Below are 17,258 nucleotides of genomic sequence, written 5' to 3'. Positions count from 1 at the left end.
GCGAAAGGGCCGCGAAGCGGCCCCGCTATTTGACATCAACCGAATTTTTCTAGGAGCGCTCTAATGGCTGTTGGTCTTGGTCCTTTGCCCACCCTGCACCCGGTTCCGGGTTTTGAACTCGGCATCGCTTCTGCCGGCATCAAGCGCCCCGGGCGCAAGGATGTGGTGGTCATGCGCTGCGCCGAAGGTTCCAGCGTGGCTGGCGTGTTCACCCTCAACGCCTTTTGCGCCGCGCCGGTGATCCTGTCCAAGCAGCGCGTGCAAGGCACTGTGCGCTACCTGCTGACCAACACCGGCAATGCCAACGCCGGTACCGGCGCGCCAGGCCTGGCCGCCGCCGAGCGCACCTGCGCCAAGCTGGCCGAGCTGACCGGTGTTCCGGCCGAGTCGGTACTGCCGTTCTCCACCGGTGTGATCGGTGAGCCACTGCCGGTCGAGAAGATCGAAGGCGCGCTGCAGGCCGCCCTGGACAACCTGTCGGAAAACCACTGGGCTGAAGCCGCCACCGGCATCATGACCACCGATACCCTGCCAAAAGGCGCCAGCCGTCAGTTCCAGCACGATGGCGTGACCGTCACCGTGACCGGTATCAGCAAAGGCGCCGGCATGATTCGCCCGAACATGGCCACGATGCTCGGCTACATTGCCACCGACGCCAAGGTCGCCCCGGCGGTGCTCAAGGACCTGATGCTCGACGGCGCCAACAAGTCGTTCAACCGCATCACCATCGACGGCGACACCTCGACCAACGACTGCTGCATGCTGATCGCCACCGGCAAGGCCAATTTGCCGGAAGTGACCGAAGCCAGTGGTGCGCTGTTCGAAGCGCTGAAGAAGGCGGTGTTCGAAGTGTGCATGGAAGTGGCCCAGGCCATCGTCCGTGACGGCGAAGGCGCCACCAAGTTCGTCACCGTTCAGGTCAACGGGGGTGGCAACCACCAGGAGTGCCTGGATGTCGGTTACGCCGTGGCCCATTCGCCGCTGATCAAGACCGCGCTGTTCGCCTCCGACCCGAACTGGGGCCGCATTCTGGCTGCCGTGGGCCGTGCAGGTGTGCCGGAGCTGGATGTCAGCCTGATCGACGTGTACCTGGACAGCGTGTGCATCGCCAGCCAGGGCGGCCGCAGCCCGAGCTACACCGAAGCGCAGGGTTCGGCAGTGATGGCGCAGGAAGAGATCACCATCCGTATCGAGCTTGGTCGTGGCCAGTGCAGCGAAACCATCTGGACCACGGACCTGTCCCACGAATACGTGAAGATCAACGCCGAATACCGCACCTGATTCAAAGGGGTGCCGCCTTGCGGCCCATCGCGGATAAATCCGCTCCTACAACGGTTTTGTGGTCCTTGTAGGGGCGGATTTAACCGCGATGGGCCGCAAGGCAGCCCCGATATTCCTAATACATGGAGCCGAACCATGAGCTATCAACTGATCATCGGCGACAAGCTGTATTCCTCCTGGTCACTGCGTGGCGCCCTGGCCCTAGAGCTGGCCGGCGTGCCTTACGAAGAAACGCTGATCAGCCTGAACCAGCCCGACACCCGCAGGCGCATCCTCGCATTCTCCTCCACCGGCAAGGTGCCGCTGCTCAAGACCGAGCACGGGGTGATCGCCGATTCCCTGGCCATTGCCGAATACCTCAACGAACGCCACCCCGAGGCCCAGCTGTGGCCGGCCGACGTGGCCGCCCGTGCCCATGCCCGTTCGGCCTGCGCGCAGATGCACAGTGGCTTCTTCGCCCTGCGCGGTGCCATGCCGTTCGACCTGTCCCGTGACCAGGCGCTGGAAAGCATGCCGTTGGAAGTGCAGGTAGACATCGACCGCATCGTCGCGTTGTGGTCCGAGTGCCGCCTGCTGGCCAAGGACTCTGGCCCGTTCCTGTTCGGCAAGCCGACCCTGGCCGATGCCTTCTTCGCCCCGGTGGCGGTGCGCCTGCGTACCTACCGCGTGGAAGTGCCTGCAGAGGCCGCCACCTATATCGAGACCATTTACCAGTGGCCGGCCTTCAAGGCCTGGCAGCAAGCTGGCCTGGCGGAGCGTGAAGGTTGAAACGGATACAGGTTGTAGCCGCGGTGATCCGCGGTGGTGACGGACGCATTCTGATTGCCCGCCGCGCTGATACGCAGCACCAGGGTGGCCTTTGGGAATTCCCCGGTGGCAAGGTGGAAGAGGGTGAAGGCGTCGAAGTGGCACTGGCCCGTGAGCTGCGCGAAGAACTGGGCATTGAAGTGACTGCTTCACGCGCACTGATCAAGGTCAGCCACGACTACCCGGACAAGCAGGTGCTGCTGGACGTTCGCGAGGTCGATGCGTTCACCGGTGAGCCCCACGGTGCCGAAGGCCAGCCACTGGCCTGGGTAGCGCCGCGTGACCTGGCGCAATACGAATTCCCTGAGGCCAACAAGCCGATCGTGGCGGCCGCGCGCTTGCCGGATCAGTACTTGATCACGCCGGATGGCCTGGAAGTGCCGGAGATGCTCAAGGGTATCCAGAAGGCCGTAGCCAGTGGTATCCGCCTGATCCAGCTGCGCGCCCCCGACATGTACGACCCCAAGTACCGCGATGTGGCGGTGGACGCGGTGGGGCTGTGCGCCGGCAAGGCGCAGTTGATGCTCAAGGGGCCGCTGGAGTGGCTCGGGGACTTCCCGTCCGCCGGTTGGCACCTGACCGCTGCGCAGCTGCGCAAATATGCAGCCAAAGGCCGCCCGTTCCCCAAAGAGCGTTGGCTGGCAGCGTCGTGCCACAGTGCCGAAGAGTTGGCCTTGGCCGAGCAGATGGGCGTGGACTTCGTCACCCTGTCGCCGGTGCAGGCGACCCAGACCCATCCCGAGGCGGTGCCGCTGGGGTGGGATGAAGCGCAGCGGCTGATTGCTGGGTTCACCCACCCGGTCTATCTGTTGGGTGGGGTTGGGCCGGGTGAGCGGCAGAAGGCTTGGGAGGCCGGGGCACAAGGTGTGGCCGGGATTCGAGCATTCTGGCCCGAGGCCTGAGTAGTTGGGGCCGCTTTGCGGCCCATTCGCGACGCAAGGCCGCTCCTACAGGAGATCGCGTTCCGTTGTAGGAGCGGCCTTGCCGGGGCGCCGGACCGGTCGGAATGGGCTGCAAAGCAGCCCCGGCAATATCAGCCTTCAGGTTTGAGTGCAGGCTGCCACAAGACCTCCGCAACCCCCTGCCGCCGCCCGATGATCCGCGCCGCCACGAACAGCAGATCCGATAGCCGGTTGATATACGCCAACCCCACCCCCTCCAACGGCTCCAGCGCATTCAACTGCTGGCAGCGCCGCTCCGCACTGCGCGCCAGGCTACGGCACACATGGGCCTGCGCCACCAGCGCCGAGCCACTGGGCAGGATGAAGTTCTTCAGCGGCCCCAGCTCTTCGTTCCACACATCGATCGCCCCTTCCAGCCGCTCTACCTCGGCCTGGTTCAAGGCCTGATAGCTGGGCATCGCCAACTCGCCGCCAAGGTCGAACAAACGATGCTGGCAAGGCGCCAGAACGTTGCTCACTTCATCCAGCCCCAGCTCGGCCAGGCCGGCCAGCAACAGCCCGAGCTGGCTGTTGAGGCTATCCACTTCACCGATCGCTTCGACCCGCGGGTGGTCCTTGGGCACCCGCCGCCCGTCGCCGAGGCCGGTTTCGCCCTTGTCGCCAGTGCGGGTGTAGATCTTCGACAGGCGATAGCCCATGTCATGCCTCCGTGTGGGTTGCCAGCGCCGCTGGCGGCTGGCCGAGGGGCAGGCGCAGGGTGAAGCAGGTGCCCTGGCCGGGCGTGGACTGCACTTCCATCTGCCCCTTATGGTTGTTGGTGATGATGAAGTATGAAACCGACAGCCCGAGCCCGGTGCCCTGGCCGATTTCCTTGGTGGTGAAGAACGGCTCGAAAGTGCGTTTGCGCACGGTTTCGGGCATGCCGACGCCGTTGTCCTCGACCTGGATCTCCGCCCAAGGTGGGTTGAGCCTGGTGCGCAAGGTGATACGCCCAGGTTCGCTCGGCTGCGGGCGCTGGTGGATGGCCTGGGCGGCGTTTTTCAGCAGGTTCAGCAGTACCTGCTCCAGTTCGTTGGCAGTGCAGGGCACCGGGCCCAGGTTGGGGTCGAACTGGCGGACGATGGCCTGCCCCTTGAAGTCGAAGCCGATGGTCAGGTCGAAGTCGTTACTGGCGATTTCCACGGCCTGGTCGATCAGCGCCGGCAGCTCGCACGGTGCCAGCTGGCGGTTGCTGCGGCGGCTGAAACTGAGCATGTGGGTGACGATCTTCGCCGCACGGGTGCCGGCCTGCTGAATGCCGTCGAGCAGTTGCGGCACTTCGCGGTTCTCCAGGTAGCGGTTGACGCTGGACAGGTCGATGCCCAGCTCGTCGGCCTGTTCCTGGTTGCGCGGCAGCTCCGGCGACAGGCGCCGGCGGATGTTCTGCACGTTGTGCAGGATCGCGCCCAGCGGGTTGTTGATTTCGTGGGCCATGCCGGCCGCCAGGCCTCCCACCGAGAGCATCTTCTCCGACTGCACCATCATCTCTTCCAGCGACAGGCGCTGGGTGATGTCGTCGATACGGATGACCACGCCGCGGCCGCCACCGCCCATCAGCGGGTAGAAGGTCAGGGCGTAGTGGCGCAGGTCCTCGTCCTTGGGCCAGGTGACCCGCTCGATCTTTGCCACCCGGTGCTTTTCAACGCTTTCCTTGAGCTGCGGGAGGAACGGCTTGAGCGGCTCGAAGGCGATGAAGATCGGCTGGTTCAGCGCTTCGTCCAGCGGTGTGCCGGAGAGCACCGTGGCCTCATGGTTCCATTGGGTGACGTAGAGCTGCTCATCGAGGGCAATCAGTGCCGAGGGCATGGAGTCGATGATGCTGTTCAGGTAGTTCTGGAAACCGGTGAGCTTCTTTTCGATCTTGCTGCGTACCTGGACTTCCAGCTCCAGCTTGCGATTGGTGTGGCGGGTTTCTTCGGCCAGGCCCTGGGCCTGATCGTAGGCCGTCTGAAATTCGTCGCGGGCGCGCTTGAGCTGGTGCTCGCGGGCTTCAATGCGCGAAAGCATGGTGTTGAAGGCTTCGGCGAGGCTGCCGATCTCGTCGTCGTTGCCACGGGTGGCGCGCAAGGCATAGCTTTCCTCGCGGGTGACCTGGCGGCTGAGTTCTTCGAGCTGGTTGATTGGCTGGGTGATCAGGCGTTTGATCTGCCGGGCGATGACCATCCACAGCAGGATGCTGAACACGAGAATTGCCAGGCTGGCGCTGAGCGTACCGGTGTAGAACGCCGTGGGCAGTTCGCTGCTGGCCACCAGCAGCAGGTGCGCCGGTGGGCTGGCATCGCGGGGGATGCGGATCAGCTGGGTGCTGCGGAATTCCATCAAGCGCCAGCCGTCGATGTTGCGGTAGCGCTTGGGCAGGGCCAGTGGCTCGCCGTGCTGCAGCTGGGCCAGCATGCTGCCGTCGCCGCCATAGATGGCGGCGGCGCGCAGCGGGGTATAGCTGTTCAGCTCCTTGAGCAGGGCGGTGGCTGTTTCGGTCGAATCGCCAGCACGGGCCGACAGTTGCGGGTTGGCCACCAGCTTGCCGATGGTCTGCAACGCCTGCGGCGCCATGCTCTCCTGGGTGATCCAGTAGGCGGCGCTGATGAAGGTCAGGTTGGCCACCAGCAGGATGGTCACCAGCAGTACCAGCAGGGCCGCCAGCAGTTTCTGCCCGACCGGGAGGTTTTCCAGGCGTTGGCGCAGGCTCATGGGTAAGGCAATGTCCGTATTGGGTTGACGTCAGGCGCTGGGCAAGCCACGCGCTCGCAGGTTATCGACCAGCCGGTGGTGCAGGTGTTCCAGTTGAGGCAGCAGCATGCCGTGGCGTTCGGCCACCCGGCAGGCGTGGCCCAGCAGGTAGTGCACCTCGGTACGCCGGCCAGCACGCACGTCCTGGTACATGGAAGAGTAGTTGGCGGCAGTGGCCAGGATCACCCGTTGCACTTCTTCATTCAGATCGGTGGCTGCTTCGGGCTGACCGCAGCGGCGCAGCAGCTCGGCCAGCTCCGTGCTCAGCGCCTCGACCTCGCCCAAGTGCCCGAGCAGCCCGCCGTTCTGGCAGTCGTGGAGTACGGTCAGCGGGTTGATGGCGCAGTTCAGCGCCAGCTTGCGCCACAGGCGGGTGAGGATGTCGACGGTCCATTCGCCCGGAATGCCGGCGTCGCTCAGGTCAGCGAACCATTCGGGGGTGGTGGGGTTGGCGGGGTCTCCCAGCCAGTTGAAACCATGGCCGGCGAAACGCACCCGCCAGTCGTCCTCGCGGAACGCGCCTTCGGTACTGGAGGCAAAGATGCAGCGGGCGAGGGGAACCTGGTCGGCGACTTCGTCCTGGCTGCCGAGGCCGTTCTGCAACAGCACGATTTCTGCGCCATCGGCCAGGCGCGGTGCCAGGCGAGCGATGGCGGGGGCCGCATCGTAGGCCTTGCAGGCCACCAGCAGGCGATGAATGGGGCCGCCGGATTCGGCCGTTTCGGCCGGGATGGCGTAGAGGCTGGCCTGGTCCTGCTCGACCAAGGTCAGGCCGCCGGCCAGCTGGTAGGCCTGCAGGCGCTGCACATCACGCAGGATCAGGCGTACCGCCTTGCCGGCGCGAGCCAGGCGGCAGGCCCAGAGGCTGCCGAGGCTACCGGCGCCGAGAATATGCCAGGTGCTGCTCATCTGCGTTTCGCAACCCGTTATAATGAGCCCGCATTTTAACCCTCTAACACCGACACGCTCCATGTTCAGACTGAGCGTGCTTTTATTTTATGGAGAATACCCATGCCTTCGTTCGACGTGGTATCGGAACTGGACAAGCACGAAGTGCAGAATGCGGTCGACAATGCCATCAAGGACCTCGACCGCCGCTATGACCTCAAGGGCAAAGGCAGCTTCGAGTTCAAGGACAAGGAGCAGACCGTGGTGCTGACCGCCGAGGAAGAGTTCCAGCTCGAAGCCATGCTGGAAATCCTGCGCCTGGCGCTGGTCAAGCGCAAGATCGACGTAAAGTGCCTGGAAACCAAAGACCCGTACGCCTCGGGCAAGGAAAAGAAACAGGAAGCCAAGTTCCGCGAAGGCATCGACAAGGACCTGGCCAAGAAGATCGTCGCCACCATCAAGGACGGCAAGCTCAAGGTCCAGGCCGCCATCCAGGGCGAGCAGGTACGTGTCACCGGCAAGAAGCGTGACGATCTGCAGGAAGCCATTGCCTTGCTGCGCACCAAGGAATTTGAAATGCCGCTGCAGTTCAACAACTTCCGCGACTGATCGCAGGGTTGTCCGGAACCCCGATGGCCTAATGATGTCCATGGGGGTTCATGGCCGCTGAATAGCTTGCGGCCTGCTTTATTGTGCACGTGCCGTTCGGCATCAGGAGATGAACATGGATTTGAACGCTGAAGTCGATCAGCTGGTCCGCCAATCCCAGACCTGGCTCCCCTTGATCATGGAGTACGGCAGCCGCCTGCTGCTGGCACTGCTGACACTGGCGGTCGGCTGGTGGATCATCAACAAGGTCAGCGCCCGCCTGGGCAAGCTGGTAGGCCTGCGCAACGCCGACCTGGCACTGCAAGGCTTCATCAGCACCTTGTCGAACATCGTGCTGAAGGTGCTGCTGTTCGTCAGCGTGGCGTCGATGATCGGCATCGAGACCACCTCGTTCGTCGCGGCCATCGGTGCCGCCGGCCTGGCCATCGGCCTGGCCTTGCAGGGTAGCCTGGCGAACTTCGCCGGTGGCGTGCTGATCCTGATGTTCCGCCCGTTCCGCATTGGCGACTGGATCGAAGCGCAAGGCGTGTCAGGTACCGTCGACAGCATCCAGATTTTCCACACCGTGCTGCGTACTGGTGACAACAAGACGGTAATCATGCCTAACGGTGCCCTGTCCAACGGCATCATCACCAACACCAACCGCCAGCCGACGCGCAAGGTGGTATTCGACGTGGGCGTGGACTACGAGGCCGATCTGCAGCAGGCACGCCAGGTGCTGCTGGAGCTGGCGAAGGACCCACGCGTGCTGCCCGACCCGGCGCCGCAGGCTGTGGTTTCGACCTTGGGCGATAGCTCGATCACCGTGTCGCTGCGCCTGTGGACCAAGACCTCCGACTACTGGGACGTGATGTTCATGCTGAACGAGCACGCCCGTGATCGCTTGCGCGACCAAGGGATCGACATTCCGTTTCCGCAGCGGGTGATCCGCGTGGTGCAGGAGACTGCAGCGCAGTAACCTGATGTGAAGACCGGGGCCGCAAAGCGGCCCCGATTTTTTCTGACCTTACACTTGTTCACAGCAATTCCCCGCCATTTCTGGCATATAGCCTGACCCTTCCTGCCTGCACCCGATACGCCATCATGAAACCACTGCTCTACATCACTCCTCTTCGGGCCCTGCTGTTCGGCCTGACCCTGGCCCTGTTCGAGCTGCTCACCTACCTGGCCAGCGACGCCGTGATGCCAGCCATGCCGGTGGTGGTCGAGCACCTGAACGCCAGCCCGGAATACATCCCCCATGCGCTCAACCTGTACCTGCTCGGTGGCGTGGTGCTGCAATGGCTGATCGGCCCGCTGGCCGACCGCTATGGCCGCCGCCCGTTGCTGCTGGCCGGCTGCGCATTCTTTGGCGTTGCCTGCCTGGCCACCTACTGGGTGCAGGATATCGGCCTGTTCAACCTGCTGCGTCTGCTGCAGGGCATTGGCCTGGGCTTTGTGGTAACCGTCAGCTACCCGGCCCTGAACGAGTCGTTCAGCGAAGCGGACGCGGTGCGCATGATGGCGTTGCTGGCCAATATTGCCTTGCTGTCGCCGCTGCTCGGGCCGCTGGTCGGTACGCTCATGCTGCAGTGGCTGGACTGGCGCTGGCTGTTCGTGGCCTTCGCCTTTGGTGCGGTGTTGTGCTGGCTGCTGTTGCATCGCTTGATGCCGGAAACCCTTGGTGTGGAGCGCCGCGACGGCTCGCGCCTGCCATTCACGCCTATCCAGCTGCTGCCACTGCTCGCCGGTTACGGCCAGTTGCTGGCCAATCGCAAGTTCGTCGCCGGCAGTGCCGCGCTGGGCCTGGTGGGCCTGCCGCTGATCGGCTGGATCGGCCTGTCGCCGGTGCTGCTCATTCACGATGAGGGGCTGAGCACGATGGAATATGCACTGTGGCAGTTGCCGGTGTTCGGTGGGTTGATCCTGGGTAACCTGATCATCAACCGCATCGCCGACCGTTACCCGCTGCCGGCTCTGGTGCGCGGTGCGCTGGGGCCGTATCTGGCCGGGCTGTGCCTGATGGTGCTGGCGACCTGGTGCTGGCCGACGGTGACCAGCGTGGTCGCGGGCATGTCGCTGTATGCACTGGGGCTGGGGGTGGCCAATGCGGTGCTGTACCGCATGACGCTGTTTGCCAGCGAGCAGAGCAAGGGGCTGGTGTCGGCGATGCTGGGGATGATCACCATTGCCTTGCTCGGGTTGGGTGGCGCGGTGTTGGCGATGATCGGCGCGGGGGCGAGCCTGCTGCACTTTGCCCTGGCGGCGGGTGTGGCAGGGGCTTTGGCACTGTGGCCATTGTGGTTTGTCGTGGGTGGGCGGCCCGGCGAAGGGGCTGTCGCTCAATAATCTTCATTGCCTGCACTGGCCTGTTCGCGGGTAAACCCGCTCCCACAGGGTTCTCGCGTGCCTTGATGGCAGTGGTTTACCTGTAGGAGCGGGTTTACCCGCGAACAGGCCAGTGCAGGCTGAAGAGAGCTATCAGGGCTGCTCGGCCGCCGAGTTATCCACCGGCACCTGCTTTCCCCGGCTCACTTCCTGGCGCCAGTGCAGCGCGATCAGGATCAGCGTAGGCACGCCGAGCAGCGCAGTGATCAGGAAGAAGTCGTGATAGCCGTACTTCTCCACCATCACCCCTGAATAGCCGCCTATCAGGCGCGGCAGCAGCAGCATGATCGAGCTGAGCAGCGCATATTGCGTGGCCGAGAACTTCAGGTTGGTCAGGCTCGACAGGTAGGCGACGAATGCCGAGGTGGCCAGGCCGGAGCTGAAGTTGTCCAGCGAAATGGTCACCACCAGCATTTCCAGGTTCGGCCCCATATCGGCCAGCATCAGGAACAGGATATTGGTGGCCGCGGAGGCTGCGCCGCCGATGAACAGAATCGGCAGAATGCCGAAACGCACGATCAGCAAACCACCGACGCCGGCACCGACCAGGGTCATGATCAGGCCGAAGACCTTGCTGACACTGGCGATCTGGTCTTTGGTGAAGCCCATGTCGATGTAGAACACGTTGGCCATCACACCCATGACCGTGTCGGACATGCGATAGGTCGCGATCAAGCCGAGCAGCAACAGGGCCTGCCAACGGTAACGGGCGATGAAGTCGTGCACCGGTGTGAGTACCGGGGCCAGTCCACGACGACCCAGGCTCGACAGGCAAGCCCATGTAAGCAGCACGTAGAGGATCAGGCGCAGGAAGGCACGGTCTTCGAGCAGCAGGTCGAGTGGCGTCGCATCGCCGGAAATGACGCTCGACCAGCCGGTGTTGAACATCTGGGTAAAGCTGGCCGGTACCGACACCAGCAGGATGATCAGCACGAATACCGAGGCCATCTGGTGCATCAGGCCATAGCGCGCAGCCGACAGCTGGGTGCGCATCGGTACCGCAGGTTCACGCATCACCAGGGTGGTGAACAGTGCCGGCAGCATCATCACGCCAAACAGCACGTAGGTACCGGCCCAGGCTTTGTGCAGGTAGCTGAAGCCGGTGGAACCGAACCATTCGGCGAAGAACAGTGCGCCGGCGGTGGCGAGCAGGGCGGCAACCCGGTAACCGGCCATGTAGCTGGCGGCGAGGGCTGCCTGGCGCTGATCGTCGGCGATCTCCAGGCGATAGGCATCGACCGCGATGTCCTGGGTGGCCGAGGCGAATGCCACCAGCACTGCCAGGGCAATCAGCCAGGAAAGGTGTTGTTGCGGGTCGCACAAGCTCATGCCGACCAGGCCGACCACCACCAGCGCCTGCGACAGCAACAGCCACGAACGCCGACGGCCCAGGCCGCCAAGCAGCGGCAGGCGCCATTGGTCGAGCAGTGGCGACCAGACCCATTTGAAGGCATAGGCCAGGCCGATCAGGCTGGCGTAGCCAATGGTTTCGCGGGCCACGCCCGCTTCGCGCAGCCACACCGACAGGGTCGAAAACACCAGCATGTAGGGCAGACCGGCAGCAAAGCCGAGCAGCAGAAGTACCAAGGTTGACGGGCTGGCATAGGCAGCGAGCGCAGCGCGCCAGGTTTTACGGGGCATGGGCCAACATCTGCCTCAAATTTGCGAAAACAAAGCGCGCACTCTAACCGCTGTGCTCCATCGGGCGCCAGCCATGGCGCATCATATCCACACGATTATTGGTCACATTCACGCCTTCTGCGCGCAGTCTGGCTCGCTGTTCATCGCCAGACGGCGTCCCCTGCGCGAGGCTCAGTCGCCCGCTTGCGCCCAATACGCGGTGCCAGGGCAGGCGGCTATCGGCGGGCAACTGGCCCAAGGTGCGCCCGACCCAGCGAGCCGCCTTCCCGAGCCCTGCCAGCTCGGCGAGCTGGCCATAGCTGACCACCTTGCCTTCGGGCACTTGGCCAAGCACCGAATACAGCGCCGTTCGTCGGCCCTCAGGCGACGCCAACGTGTGTTCGTATCCCTCAGACATCAGGGCAGCCTTGGCCTGGAATGAAACCGGACGAATGGTCACGGCAAATGAGTGTTGAACTCAACGGCATACTCCTGGGTCTGTCCTTGCTCTGGTCGTCGGTATCTGGATAATGCCCGGCTTTTTTCGTCAAATCGAACCTGTAGCGCGCTTATGTATTCTAGATCCTTGCTTTGCCTGTTGACCGCTTCCCTGTGCGCCGCCCCGGCGTTCGCCGACACCGTGTGGATGAAGAACGGTGATCGCCTGTCCGGGAAGATCAAGGTATTCGACGGTGGCAAGCTGTTGCTCGAAACGCCCTATGGCGGCTCTATTGCTCTGGACTGGAAGCAGGTCAAGACGCTGGAAAGCGACCAGGAGATGCTGGTCAAGCAGGATGCCTACAACGGCGAAAAGGCCAAGTCTCTCAAGGCGGCCGAGCCCGGCAAGGTGACCCTTGCCAATGGCGATGCGCCCAGGACGGTCGACCTGGCCAGTGTCCAGCAGATCATGAAGCCCAAGCCGCTGGTCGAGGACTTCGTCTGGAAGGGTAACGTCGATGTGGCGTTGGACTACAAGCGTGCCGAGAACGATACCGATGACTATGACGTCGGCTTCAAGACTACCGCCCGCCATGGTCGCTGGCGCCACAACGCTGAAGGCGAGTACAACCGCGAGACCAAGGACGACGTCACCACCACCGATAACTGGAGTGCCGAATACGCGCTCGACCGCTTCATCACCGATAAGTGGTTCTGGCAGGGACGCATGGAATACAAGCGTGACCATGTCGAAGACCTGGCCCGTCAGCGTACGGTCGGTACCGGCCCTGGCTACCAGTTCTGGGACGACGAGCTCGGAGCCTTCTCGCTGGGTTCGTTGATCAACCGTACCGACTTCGAATACCAGGACGGCGCCAAGGACAACTTCTACTCCGCGGCGGTCAAGTGGGACTACACCCGCTACCTGATCGGCAAGAACGTTCAGCTGTTCACCAATGGCGAGTTCGCCAAGCCGCTGGGCGGTGTGGCCGACTACTCGCTGGATGCCGAGGTGGGGCTGCGCTACAAGGTCACCGAGTGGGCCTCGCTCAACCTCAAGGCGGAGAAGGACATCATTACCGGTACGCGAGAAAGCGACCTGGACAAGACCCGCTACACCGCTGGATTCGGTGTGACCTGGTAGATCGCCGGGGCCGCGGGGCGGCCCCCATTGGCACTGGATGTGATAATGCTTATCTTGTCACTCATTCAGCCCGCACCCAGGAGCCGCCCTTCGTGAGTAACAACGCCATCCGCCCCGCCCGGGAACTGCTGCTCAAGGAATACCGCGGCGTGCTCTCGACCCATTCCAAGTCCATGCCGGGCTTCCCGTTCGGCTCGGTGGTGCCTTACTGCCTGGATGCCGAGGGCAATCCGCTGATCCTTATCAGTCGCATCGCCCAGCACACCCACAACCTGCTCAAGGACCCCAAGTGCTCGCTGCTGGTGGGTGAGCGTGAGGCCGAGGACGTGCAGGCGGTAGGCCGCCTGACGGTCATGGCCCAAGCGCACAAGCTGGTCGATGAGGCCGCCATCGAAGCGGCGGCCGAGCGCTACTACCGCTATTTCCCCGATGCCGCCAACTACCACAAGGCCCACGATTTCGACTTCTGGGCCCTGCAGCCGGTGCGTCATCGCTACATCGGCGGCTTCGGTGCCATTCACTGGCTCGACCAGGTGACCCTGGCCAACCCGTTCGCGGGCAAGGCAGAGGCGAGCATGATCGAGCACATGAACAGCGACCATGCCAATGCCATCGCCCATTACGTCGAGCTGAGCGACCTGCCGCGCAGCGTAGCGGCGCAGATGGTCGGCATCGACAGCGAAGGCATGCACCTGCGCATCGGCCAAGGTATCCACTGGTTGGCGTTCCCTGCTCCTTGCAACACGCCGACACAAGTCCGAGAAGCCTTGGTTTTGCTGGCGCGCGCTGACCAATGGCCAGTTGCGACTGAAGTCGAGGCTTGAAAAGCCGAGCATCCGCATCCATCTGTAGGTCTTACTGGAAGGGTTTCTTCCGACGAGGAATGCTTTGATGCGTGCTTTTCTATTGCTGTTTCTGTTGTTCCCAGTGCTGGAGCTGTTCGTATTCGTCAAGGTCAGTGCGGCCATCGGTTTCTTTCCGGCGCTGCTGCTGATCATCGCCGGCTCTGCCCTGGGGGTGCTGGTGATGCGCGTGGCGGGTCTCGCCACTGCCCTGCGTGCCCGTGAAAGCCTGCAGCGTGGCGAACTGCCCGCCGAGGACATGTTCCAGGGCCTGATGCTGGCCGTAGGCGGTGGTCTGCTGCTGCTGCCAGGCTTCATCAGCGACGTGCTGGGCCTGCTGTGCCTGCTGCCGTTCACCCGCCACCTGGCGGCCCGCAAGATGCGCGAGCGTGCCGAAGCCCAGGCCATGCGCCAGCGCGCGTTCCAGGACGACCCATTCCAGGCACAGCCGCGTGATGGCGGCCATCGCCCGAACGTGATCGAAGGCGAGTACGAGCGCCGCGACAAATAGGCAAACCCATAATCCCCCGGGGCCGCACAAGCGGCCCCGGTGTTTTTCAAGTGTCTGAAAATTTTTGCATCTCAAGCCTTGTAATTGAATATGGCGGCCTCATGTATGTGGTCACCGTAAGGTTCTGGTGGTAACACCAGTCATGACACAGGTGGTTCGCTCTTTGCGGACCACCCCCGGCAACGCCGGATTGCATTAACCCGCCGGTTTCGATACCGGCCGACAAAAACCACTATTTGGGAGAGATCGACAATGAAGCTTCGTCCTCTGCATGACCGTGTAGTCATCCGTCGCAGCGAAGAAGAATCGAAAACCGCTGGCGGTATCGTCCTGCCGGGTTCGGCCGCAGAAAAACCAAACCGCGGCGAAGTCGTTGCTGTTGGCACCGGTCGCGTCCTGGAAAACGGCGAAGTACGTGCGCTGGCCGTCAAAGTCGGTGACAAAGTGGTATTCGGCCCTTACTCGGGCAGCAACACCGTGAAAGTCGATGGCGAAGACCTGCTGGTCATGGCCGAGAACGAAATCCTCGCCGTCATCGAAGGCTGATTTCCCCCGACTTCCCGTTACTCCAAAGAATTCCAAGGATTAAACGATCATGGCTGCTAAAGACGTAAAATTCGGCGATTCCGCTCGTAAGAAAATGCTGGTTGGTGTCAACGTTCTGGCTGACGCGGTAAAAGCGACCCTCGGCCCGAAAGGCCGTAACGTAGTGCTTGCCAAGAGCTTCGGCGCTCCGACCATCACCAAGGACGGCGTTTCCGTCGCCAAAGAAATCGAGCTGAAAGACGCTTTCGAAAACATGGGCGCCCAGCTGGTCAAGGAAGTTGCTTCCAAGGCCAACGACGCTGCCGGTGACGGCACCACCACCGCTACCGTTCTGGCTCAGGCCATCGTCAACGAAGGCCTGAAAGCCGTCGCTGCCGGCATGAACCCGATGGACCTGAAGCGCGGCATCGACAAGGCCACCGCCGCCGTTGTCGCCGAGCTGAAGAACCTGTCCAAGCCATGCGCCGACTCCAAGGCCATCGCCCAGGTAGGTACCATCTCCGCCAACTCCGACAACTCCATCGGTGAAATCATCGCCGAAGCCATGGAAAAAGTCGGTAAAGAAGGCGTGATCACCGTTGAAGAAGGCTCGGGCCTGGAAAACGAACTGTCCGTCGTAGAAGGCATGCAGTTCGACCGCGGCTACCTGTCGCCGTACTTCATCAACAAGCCGGACACCATGGTTGCCGAGCTGGAAAGCCCGCTGCTGCTGCTGGTCGACAAGAAGATCTCCAACATCCGTGAGCTGCTGCCAGTTCTGGAAGCCGTTGCCAAGGCCGGCCGCCCACTGCTGATCGTTGCTGAGGACGTTGAAGGCGAAGCCCTGGCTACCCTGGTAGTGAACAACATGCGCGGCATCGTCAAGGTTGCTGCGGTCAAGGCTCCGGGCTTCGGTGATCGCCGCAAGGCCATGCTGCAGGACATCGCTGTCCTGACCGGCGGCCAGGTCATCTCCGAAGAAATCGGCCTGACCCTGGAAACCACCACCCTGGAGCACCTGGGTAACGCCAAGCGCGTCATCCTGTCCAAGGAAAACACCACCATCATCGATGGTGCTGGCGTTGACGCCGACATCGAAGCACGCGTCAAGCAGATCCGTGCCCAGATCGAAGAGACTTCCTCCGACTACGACCGTGAGAAGCTGCAAGAGCGTCTGGCCAAGCTGGCAGGCGGTGTTGCCGTGATCAAGGTCGGTGCCGGCACCGAAGTTGAAATGAAAGAGAAGAAAGCCCGCGTTGAAGACGCCCTGCACGCTACCCGTGCAGCCGTTGAAGAAGGCGTGGTGCCTGGCGGTGGTGTAGCCCTGGTTCGCGCCCTGGCTGCCATCGTTGAACTCAAAGGCGACAACGAAGACCAGAACGTCGGTATCGCCCTGCTGCGTCGCGCTGTAGAAGCTCCGCTGCGCCAGATCACTGCCAACGCCGGCGACGAGCCAAGCGTTGTTGCTGACAAGGTCAAGCAAGGTTCGGGCAACTACGGCTACAACGCCGCTACCGGCGAATACGGCGACATGATCGAGATGGGTATCCTCGACCCAGCCAAGGTCACCCGTTCGGCTCTGCAAGCCGCAGCTTCGATCGGCGGTCTGATGATCACCACCGAAGCCATGGTTGCCGACCTGCCAGAAGACAAGCCAGCTGCTGGCATGCCTGACATGGGCGGCATGGGTGGCATGGGCGGCATGATGTAAGCCAGCCTTACCCCCTGCACCAAGAAAAAGCCCCGCCTAGTGCGGGGCTTTTTCGTTTTCCTGTGCCGGCCACCGGGGCTGCGAAGCAGCCCCTCTGTCAGGCAACGCCATGTTCCACAGCTGGCGCCTCAGCCATGCCCCTGCGATACAGCACCAGGTAATACGACCCCAGGCCGATCAACCAGCAGAACACCGCCGTCCACACGTTATGCGACAGGAAGTGCGCGCCCTGCAGCATCCGCCCCAGCCCCAGCGCCGAGCCGGCCACCAGGGCCACGCCGAACGCCACCCGCGCCAGCTTCGGGCGGCGGTCGCGCAGCATGAAGAACAGGCCGAACAGGCAGAAACCGGTGGCGGCATGCCCACCCGGCCAGCACAGCCCCGGCTTGTCGGTTGCCGGCCGGTGTTCCAGCAGCTTGCTGTAGGTTTCCTTGCCGCCAAACTGGGTCAGGCTCCACGGGCATTGCACCTGGGTCACCTTCTTCAGCGGCGTGACGAATGCCGTCGACAGCCCCAATGCCAAGACTAGGCAACCCAGCTCACGACGCCAGCTGAACAGAGGCTTCCAGACGAAGCTCGAGGCGAACGCGCCTAGCGAGATCAGCCCCAGCAGGATCACGCCTTGCTTGACCCGGTCATGCATGACCGTTTCCAGCAGGTAACTGTGACGGCCGATGAACTGCCCTGCGGCGGGGTCGAAGAACAGGTTGGCGACGTCCATGTCGACCGAGGTCAGCTCCAGCAGGAGCAGGGCCGCGGCAATAGCCAGTGGTATGCCCAGGTACAGCCAGAGATTGATCGGACGCGGACGAGTGCGGTGTTGCATGACGACTCCAGGGGGTAA

General features: G+C 62.9%; 17 protein-coding genes. 11 read left to right on the top strand and 6 right to left on the bottom strand.

Annotation, left to right across the window (positions count from 1 at the left end):
* Window positions 1-63: 63 nt before the first annotated feature.
* From argJ to APH27_RS11620, 3 genes are all read left to right on the top strand, one after another.
* Complete coding sequence (gene argJ, locus APH27_RS11630) at window positions 64-1,281, top strand: bifunctional glutamate N-acetyltransferase/amino-acid acetyltransferase ArgJ (RefSeq protein WP_027917987.1); 1,218 nt, start codon at window positions 64-66, stop codon at window positions 1,279-1,281.
* A 135-nt stretch (window positions 1,282-1,416) separates the two neighbouring features.
* Entirely contained in the window at window positions 1,417-2,049 is a 633-nt protein-coding gene (locus tag APH27_RS11625) for a glutathione S-transferase family protein (RefSeq protein WP_060484870.1), read from the top strand.
* Window positions 2,046-2,990, top strand: a complete 945-nt coding sequence (locus tag APH27_RS11620; protein WP_060484869.1) for a Nudix family hydrolase — start codon at window positions 2,046-2,048, stop codon at window positions 2,988-2,990. The genes APH27_RS11625 and APH27_RS11620 overlap by 4 nt, the downstream gene beginning before the upstream one ends.
* Before the next feature lie 131 nt (window positions 2,991-3,121).
* Here the strand turns inward: APH27_RS11620 and APH27_RS11615 are convergent, their stop codons facing one another.
* The 3 genes from APH27_RS11615 to APH27_RS11605 are packed head-to-tail and all read right to left on the bottom strand — an operon-like array spanning window position 3,122 to window position 6,668.
* Window positions 3,122-3,688, bottom strand: coding sequence for a cob(I)yrinic acid a,c-diamide adenosyltransferase (locus APH27_RS11615; RefSeq protein WP_027917984.1), 567 nt, complete (start codon window positions 3,686-3,688; stop codon window positions 3,122-3,124).
* Between the two features lies 1 nt (window position 3,689).
* Window positions 3,690-5,720 (bottom strand): ATP-binding protein, encoded by a 2,031-nt coding sequence (locus APH27_RS11610; protein ID WP_060484868.1) that lies wholly within the window; start codon window positions 5,718-5,720, stop codon window positions 3,690-3,692.
* A gap of 30 nt (window positions 5,721-5,750) precedes the next feature.
* Window positions 5,751-6,668 (bottom strand): putative 2-dehydropantoate 2-reductase, encoded by a 918-nt coding sequence (locus APH27_RS11605; protein WP_060484867.1) that lies wholly within the window; start codon window positions 6,666-6,668, stop codon window positions 5,751-5,753.
* 102 nt (window positions 6,669-6,770) lie between these two features.
* On the opposite strand from APH27_RS11605, the gene APH27_RS11600 reads away from it, so the two are divergent.
* From APH27_RS11600 to APH27_RS11590, 3 genes are all read left to right on the top strand, one after another.
* Window positions 6,771-7,256 carry a YajQ family cyclic di-GMP-binding protein gene (locus APH27_RS11600; protein WP_027917981.1) on the top strand — a complete coding sequence of 162 codons (486 nt, stop codon included), beginning with the start codon at window positions 6,771-6,773 and terminating at the stop codon, window positions 7,254-7,256.
* A gap of 115 nt (window positions 7,257-7,371) precedes the next feature.
* Window positions 7,372-8,214 (top strand): mechanosensitive ion channel family protein, encoded by an 843-nt coding sequence (locus APH27_RS11595; RefSeq protein ID WP_027917980.1) that lies wholly within the window; start codon window positions 7,372-7,374, stop codon window positions 8,212-8,214.
* A gap of 125 nt (window positions 8,215-8,339) precedes the next feature.
* Window positions 8,340-9,584, top strand: a complete 1,245-nt coding sequence (locus APH27_RS11590; protein WP_027917979.1) for an MFS transporter — start codon at window positions 8,340-8,342, stop codon at window positions 9,582-9,584.
* A 132-nt stretch (window positions 9,585-9,716) separates the two neighbouring features.
* On the opposite strand, the gene APH27_RS11585 is transcribed toward APH27_RS11590, so the two are convergent.
* Window positions 9,717-11,264, bottom strand: coding sequence for an AmpG family muropeptide MFS transporter (locus tag APH27_RS11585; RefSeq protein WP_027917978.1), 1,548 nt, complete (start codon window positions 11,262-11,264; stop codon window positions 9,717-9,719).
* Between the two features lie 43 nt (window positions 11,265-11,307).
* Window positions 11,308-11,661, bottom strand: coding sequence for an MGMT family protein (locus tag APH27_RS11580; RefSeq protein WP_060484883.1), 354 nt, complete (start codon window positions 11,659-11,661; stop codon window positions 11,308-11,310).
* Between the two features lie 153 nt (window positions 11,662-11,814).
* On the opposite strand from APH27_RS11580, the gene APH27_RS11575 reads away from it, so the two are divergent.
* The 5 genes from APH27_RS11575 (at window position 11,815) to groL (ending at window position 16,414) form a co-directional block, all read left to right on the top strand.
* Window positions 11,815-12,825 (top strand): DUF481 domain-containing protein, encoded by a 1,011-nt coding sequence (locus tag APH27_RS11575; protein WP_060484866.1) that lies wholly within the window; start codon window positions 11,815-11,817, stop codon window positions 12,823-12,825.
* 92 nt (window positions 12,826-12,917) lie between these two features.
* Complete coding sequence (locus tag APH27_RS11570) at window positions 12,918-13,649, top strand: HugZ family protein (RefSeq protein ID WP_027917975.1); 732 nt, start codon at window positions 12,918-12,920, stop codon at window positions 13,647-13,649.
* Between the two features lie 67 nt (window positions 13,650-13,716).
* Window positions 13,717-14,178, top strand: a complete 462-nt coding sequence (locus APH27_RS11565) for an FxsA family protein (RefSeq protein ID WP_027917974.1) — start codon at window positions 13,717-13,719, stop codon at window positions 14,176-14,178.
* A 252-nt stretch (window positions 14,179-14,430) separates the two neighbouring features.
* The gene (locus tag APH27_RS11560; protein WP_009684394.1) at window positions 14,431-14,724 is read left to right on the top strand and encodes a co-chaperone GroES; all 294 of its coding nucleotides are present in this window, start codon (window positions 14,431-14,433) and stop codon (window positions 14,722-14,724) included.
* Window positions 14,725-14,773: 49 nt separating this feature from the next.
* Window positions 14,774-16,414 (top strand): chaperonin GroEL, encoded by a 1,641-nt coding sequence (gene groL, locus APH27_RS11555; protein ID WP_027917973.1) that lies wholly within the window; start codon window positions 14,774-14,776, stop codon window positions 16,412-16,414.
* Between the two features lie 97 nt (window positions 16,415-16,511).
* Here the strand turns inward: groL and APH27_RS11550 are convergent, their stop codons facing one another.
* A complete protein-coding gene (locus tag APH27_RS11550) occupies window positions 16,512-17,240 on the bottom strand; it encodes a phosphatase PAP2 family protein (RefSeq protein WP_060484865.1) in 729 nt (242 codons plus the stop codon).
* Window positions 17,241-17,258: the final 18 nt, after the last annotated feature.

Source organism: Pseudomonas sp. NBRC 111123 (assembly GCF_001320205.1).
In the GTDB taxonomy this organism is placed as follows: Bacteria; Pseudomonadota; Gammaproteobacteria; order Pseudomonadales; family Pseudomonadaceae; genus Aquipseudomonas; species Aquipseudomonas putida_J.
This window is presented reverse-complemented; position numbering and strand designations above follow the sequence as displayed.